Genomic DNA, 5669 nt, shown 5'->3' with positions numbered 1-5669 from the left:
GGTCACTGCGGCCAAGTGGCCGTATTGCGGAATCAGTGGGCGAATCAGCGGAATCAGCTCGGCAACGTTGCCGTGCTGCACTTGAATCACCCGGGTTTCCAGGCGGTCTGGCGCCGGTCGGCCGCTGTCGGCATCGGCCTTGGCTTCGGCATTGGGCACGATGCGGGCCTGGTCACCCTGGGTAATCACGGTAAAGCCGTGGGTGGCCATTACCGAGAGAAACAGCTGGTAGATTTCGCTGAGGGTCAGCGGTGCTTTGGACACCACGTTCACCTGGCCTTTGACCCGCGGATCTACCACAAAGGTCTCGCCGGTAATGTCTGCGATCTGATCAACGAATTCGCTGATGTCCGCATCCTTGAGATTGATCGTCCAGCGTTCCTGGTCTTGCTGTTGGTCCTGCGTGGCGTTTGCCGCCGCCGGAGTAATAGCCGCGCCGGCCGTGGCGCTGATGCTGAGCAGGCCGCAGGCAAACAAGGCCAGGGTCAGACGTGAAAGGTTCAATGGCATCGGCTTAGTCGCTTTCCGTAGGCGGATCGATAGGTCGGAGTTCAGGTTCGGGTTGAGGGGCCGCGGGCGGCTCCGGTTCATACATGGGCTCTTCCACGGGTGGTTGGCCGCCTGCGCTTTCCATTTGTTGGCGCAGTGCTTCCATGCGGTCGCGCATTTCCTGCTCGTCCTGTTGCTGTAGCGAGGTGAGTGCGTCGACGTTGCTTTCGTAGATGGGCTGGTTGCCGCCTGCGCCCGCTTTACGCTTGTTAAACATCAGGGTTTCCAGACGGCCGTTGCGTTCGAGTTCAACGCGGTCGCGGTACACCGCATGCAGGCGTATGCCTTTGTCGATTTCGCTGCCAATAGCAAAGCGCTGCGGCTTGCTACCTTCACGCTGAATGATGGCGCTGGAGCTGCCCGCCGTGCTGTGCACGAAGCTGCCGCGCAGGGTCAGGCGCAAATTGGTCGCTGGCGGTGCCGCATTCTGCGTGACGCGGGCGGGGCCGAAGAGGGTTTGAATGCTGTCTAGTGCTGGTGCGCTGGCGGACTCGTTGGCTTCGCTATCGGGCACGCTAACCTGAGTGCGGTTGAGGTGCAGCCAGTCGATGGTTTGGGTGGCGAAACTCAGGCTGATAAGCAGGATCAGCAATACACCCAATAGCGTGGGGGCATTGTGAAACAGCCTGCGGAAGGTTTCGGGCACGGACAATGAAGTTACTCGCTACTGTCGAATGATTTCAGGTGGCTATTTCTGGCGGCCGATCATAGAGCAGCTACATGTTTTTTAGCATCCACTTCGCCCTGTAGTCCTATTCTCTTTGTGTGGGGGAGGGCGTGTGTTTTTTCGGCAGTGTGATAAAGATAGCGCCCGCTGCGCGAAGTACGAGCGCAAACGCTTAAAAGAGTAAAAAAAATCAGCAGCATGGCGAGTAATGGTCATCCTTAATCTTGAACATAAAGCGGACATACCAATGCCAGCGTGGGGTTACAAATGAACGTGTCCTCGGTTGAAACACTGCCACGCCGTTTACCTTTCAGTTACGCCAAGCGCAATGGCGTGGTGCTGATGCTTGATCAAGACAAAGTGTGTCTTGGTTTTCGCCCGGCCGTGGACATGGTGGCCCTGGCCGAAGCGCAACGTTTTCTGGGGCGCCGCCTGCCGTTACGTGCCTTGACGCCGCCGGAGTTTGACCAAGCCATGGCCACGGCTTACCAGCATGACTCGGCGTCCATGCAGTTGGCTGAAGATATTGGCGGACGCATGGACCTCGCTGCGCTGGCCGATCAGGTGCCAGAAACTGAAGACCTTATGGAGCAGGAAGACGACGCCCCCATCATCCGTTTGATCAACGCCATCCTGGGCGAGTCGATCAAAGAAAACGCCTCCGATATTCACCTCGAAACTTTTGAAAAACGCCTGGTGGTGCGCTTTCGCGTCGACGGCGTGCTGCGCGAAGTGCTGGAGCCCAAGCGTGAGTTGGCAGCCCTGCTGGTATCGCGGATCAAGGTGATGGCGCGCCTGGATATCGCCGAAAAACGTGTGCCGCAAGATGGCCGCATTTCTCTGCGTGTAGGGGGGCGCGAGGTGGATGTGCGGGTTTCAACCTTGCCTTCGGCAAACGGCGAGCGGGTGGTAATGCGCTTGCTCGACAAACAGGCCGGGCGCCTGAGCTTGCAGCACTTAGGCATGTCCAATCGCGATTGCCAGTTGATGGAGGCCAGCGTACGTAAACCCCACGGCATCATTCTGGTCACCGGGCCTACCGGCTCCGGTAAAACCACCACGTTGTACGCTAGCCTGGTCAGCCTGAATGACCGCACGCGCAACATTCTGACCGTCGAAGACCCCATCGAATATCACTTGGAAGGCATTGGCCAAACGCAGGTCAATACCAAGGTCGACATGACCTTCGCCCGTGGCCTGCGGGCGATATTGCGGCAAGACCCGGACGTGGTGATGGTCGGCGAAATCCGTGATGCAGAAACCGCGCAGATCGCCGTGCAGGCCTCGCTCACCGGCCACTTGGTGCTGTCGACCCTGCACACCAACAGTGCCATTGGCGCCGTCACCCGCTTGGTGGATATGGGCGTCGAACCCTTTCTGTTGTCGTCCTCCTTGCTTGGCGTACTCGCCCAGCGCCTAGTGCGCGTGCTGTGTCCGCATTGCAAAGAAGCCTTGCCGGTTACCGACGCCGAGGCCCAGGTCTTGGGCGTGCGTAGCGGCGAAACACCATTGATTCATCACGCCCGTGGCTGCCCGGAATGCAAGCAGCAGGGTTATCGCGGGCGTACCGGTATCTATGAGTTGGTGGTGTTTGATGACCATATGCGCAGCCTGGTGCACACCGGTGCGGGTGAGCAGGAAATGACCCGCCATGCGCGCAGCAATGGCCCAAGCATTCGTGATGATGGTCGGCGCAAAGTGCTCGAAGGTATTACCAGCCTAGAGGAAGTGCTGCGCGTAACCCGCGAAGACGAAGCGCCCTCGGCAGGTGCTCAACGGCGCGAACTATCCTCGGCATCGCCGACTCAACAACAACGTAGGGGCGATAGGCGTTGAGGCTTGTTAACGCTGTCTCCCTGTTCCGACTCTCCATAGATTGGGCGCGTTCTGATGGCAGCGTATGAATACCTGGCCCTGGATCAGGCGGGCCGTCAGCAAAAAGGTGTGATGGAGGCCGATAGCGCCCGCCAAGTGCGGCAGTTGCTGCGGGAAAAACAGCTGGCGCCGTTGCAAGTAAACGCCACCCGCACCCGTGAACAGGCCAGCCATGACGGCAATTTCACCTTCGTCCGCGGCCTCTCAGCGCGCGATCTGGCCATGCTCACCCGCCAGTTGGCCACCCTTATTCAAGCGGCTTTACCCATCGAAGAAGCCCTGCGCGCCGCCGCTGCCCAAGCCTCGGCGCCGCGCGTGCAAGCCATGTTGTTGGCCGTGCGCGCCCGAGTGTTGGAAGGTCATAGCCTGGCGGCGGCGCTTAAAGAATTTCCGGCGGCATTCCCCGAGCTGTACCGCGCCACGGTGGCGGCCGGGGAGCACGCCGGGCACCTGGGCCCTGTGCTGGAGCAGCTGGCCGACTACACCGAGCAGCGTCAGCAGTCGCGGCAAAAGGTGCAGCTGGCGTTGCTGTATCCGCTGGTGCTGATGATCACCTCGCTGATCATCGTCGGCTTTTTGCTGGGCTATGTAGTGCCGGATGTCGTGCGCGTTTTTATCGACTCCGGGCAAACCTTGCCAGCGCTGACCCGTGGCCTTATCGCCCTGAGCGATGCGGTAAAAAGCTGGGGCTGGCTGTTTGTGCTGTTGTCGGTGGCCGCCGGTTTTACCGCGCGTTGGGCATTGCGTGATGACAAGGTCAAGCGCCGCTGGCATGGCCTGCAATTGCGCCTGCCGCTGGTAGGCGGTTTGGTACGCGCCACCGACTGTGCGCGTTTCGCTTCCACCTTGGCCATTCTCACCCGCAGTGGTGTGCCGCTGGTGGAAGCACTGAGCATTGGCGCTCAGGTGATTTCCAACCGGGTTATTCGCGCCGACGTGGTGCTGGCTGCGCAAAAAGTACGTGAGGGCGGCAGCCTGACCCGGGCGCTGGAAGCCAGCGGCCAATTTCCACCGATGATGCTGCACATGATTGCCAGTGGCGAACGCTCCGGTGAGTTGGACCAAATGCTAGCCCGTACCGCGCGCAATCAAGAGGGCGACTTGGCGGCTCAAATCGCCTTGATGGTCGGCCTTTTCGAACCCTTCATGCTGGTCTTTATGGGCGTGGTCGTACTGCTCATTGTGCTGGCGATTCTTCTCCCGATTCTTTCCTTGAACCAATTAGTGGGGTAACCACATGAAACAATTCAGCCGACCCTCAACGCGACTTCAGGCCATGCGCCAGCGCGGTTTTACCCTGATCGAAATCATGGTGGTAGTGGTCATCCTCGGCATTCTTGCCGCGTTGATTGTGCCGCAGGTGATGAGCCGTCCGGATCAGGCCAAAATCACCGTCGCCAAAGGCGATGTAAAAGGCATCAGCGCCGCGCTCGATATGTACAAGCTCGACAACCACGCTTACCCCAGCACTCAGCAAGGCCTGGAAGCCCTGGTGAAAAAGCCCAGTGGCAACCCGCCGCCGAAAAACTGGAATGCTGATGGCTATCTCAAGCGCGTGCCGGTCGACCCGTGGGGCAACCCTTATCAGTACCTGGCGCCGGGCAGCAAAGGCCCATTCGACCTGTATTCGTTTGGTGCTGACGGCAAAGAAGGCGGCAGCGCCAATGACGCCGATATCGGTAACTGGGATCAGTGACAGCGGTGCGCCCGCGGACTATGGGCGGCTTCACCTTGGTGGAGCTGCTGGTGGTGCTGGTTATTCTCGGCACCCTGATTGGCTTGGCGGTGCTCAGCACGGGGATTGCCGGTCCTTCGCGGGAATTGCGTAACGAGGCCGAACGTCTTAGCGGCCTGATTGGGGTGCTAACCGAAGAGGCCGTGTTGGATAACCGTGAATATGGTCTGTGGTTTGATGCCGCCTCTTATCAAGTGCTGCGTTACGACTCGGTCAAAGCCAAATGGCAGGCCGTGGATCGCACTCCGCATCAATTGCCAACTTGGGCCGTGCTGACCCTTGAACTGGAAGGCGCAGGGCTGAAATTGCCCAGCGCCAACGCTGAGGAAGACGGGCAGAAAAGCGCCGAGCGCAGCCCGCAAGTGCTGATTCTTTCCAGTGGTGAACTCAGCCCCTTTCGCTTGCAGCTGGCTGAACGCCGCCCGCAAGGTGTGCGCTTGCAACTGGCCACCGATGGTTTTCGCTTGCCCAAAGTGGAACTGGCCGACGGCAAGGGGCTGAAAAAATGAAGCGCGCGCGCGGCTTTACCCTGCTGGAGGTGCTGGTGGCACTGGCGATTTTTGCCTTGGTGGCCGCCAGCGTTCTAGGCGTTAGCGCCCGCAGTTTGCAAACCGCCGCACGGCTGGAAGATAAAACCCTGGCCATGTGGATCGCCGATAACCAGCTAAGCGAGATGCAACTGGCACCCAGCCCACCGAGCGCCGGTGACCAACAGGGCCAGGTGGACTTTGCCAATCGCCAATGGTCATGGCAAAGCAGCGTGATTGAAACCAGTGAACCGACCATGCGCCGTATCACCATCTGGGTGGCCAGCCGCGATGCCACAGGCCGTGGCGGCGACAT

At 59.7% G+C, this 5669-nt stretch carries 6 protein-coding genes and 1 pseudogene; 5 read left to right on the top strand and 2 right to left on the bottom strand.

The annotated features are described in order from the left end of the window. Together AAAB16_RS11985 and AAAB16_RS11980 are read right to left on the bottom strand one after the other, a co-directional pair. Positions 1-510: pseudogene (locus AAAB16_RS11985) on the bottom strand (type II secretion system protein GspD); the annotation flags it as partial. A 4-nt stretch (positions 511-514) separates the two neighbouring features. Further along, positions 515-1195: a type II secretion system protein N gene (locus tag AAAB16_RS11980; protein ID WP_340663520.1), complete on the bottom strand. Its 681-nt coding sequence runs from the start codon at positions 1193-1195 to the stop codon at positions 515-517. Between the two features lie 288 nt (positions 1196-1483). Between AAAB16_RS11980 and gspE the strand changes: the two genes are divergently transcribed. The 5 genes from gspE to gspI all read left to right on the top strand — a co-directional run. Further along, positions 1484-3052: a type II secretion system ATPase GspE gene (gspE, locus tag AAAB16_RS11975; RefSeq protein WP_340663518.1), complete on the top strand. Its 1569-nt coding sequence runs from the start codon at positions 1484-1486 to the stop codon at positions 3050-3052. Between the two features lie 54 nt (positions 3053-3106). Next, positions 3107-4324, top strand: a complete 1218-nt coding sequence (gene xcpS, locus AAAB16_RS11970; RefSeq protein ID WP_340663517.1) for a GspF family T2SS innner membrane protein variant XcpS — start codon at positions 3107-3109, stop codon at positions 4322-4324. Between the two features lie 4 nt (positions 4325-4328). Next, a complete protein-coding gene (gene gspG, locus AAAB16_RS11965) occupies positions 4329-4787 on the top strand; it encodes a type II secretion system major pseudopilin GspG (RefSeq protein WP_340663516.1) in 459 nt (152 codons plus the stop codon). A gap of 20 nt (positions 4788-4807) precedes the next feature. Further along, entirely contained in the window at positions 4808-5335 is a 528-nt protein-coding gene (gene gspH / locus AAAB16_RS11960; protein ID WP_340663519.1) for a type II secretion system minor pseudopilin GspH, read from the top strand. Beyond that, positions 5332-5669 (top strand): type II secretion system minor pseudopilin GspI (gene gspI, locus AAAB16_RS11955; protein WP_340663515.1); only part of this gene is annotated, 338 nt, incomplete at its 3' end. The genes gspH and gspI, both read left to right, overlap by 4 nt.

It is taken from the genome of Pseudomonas sp. (genome assembly GCF_037994325.1).
In the GTDB taxonomy this organism is placed as follows: Bacteria; Pseudomonadota; Gammaproteobacteria; order Pseudomonadales; family Pseudomonadaceae; genus Aquipseudomonas.
Note: the sequence above shows the minus strand (reverse complement) of the source record. Positions and strands in the feature narration are given on the sequence as shown.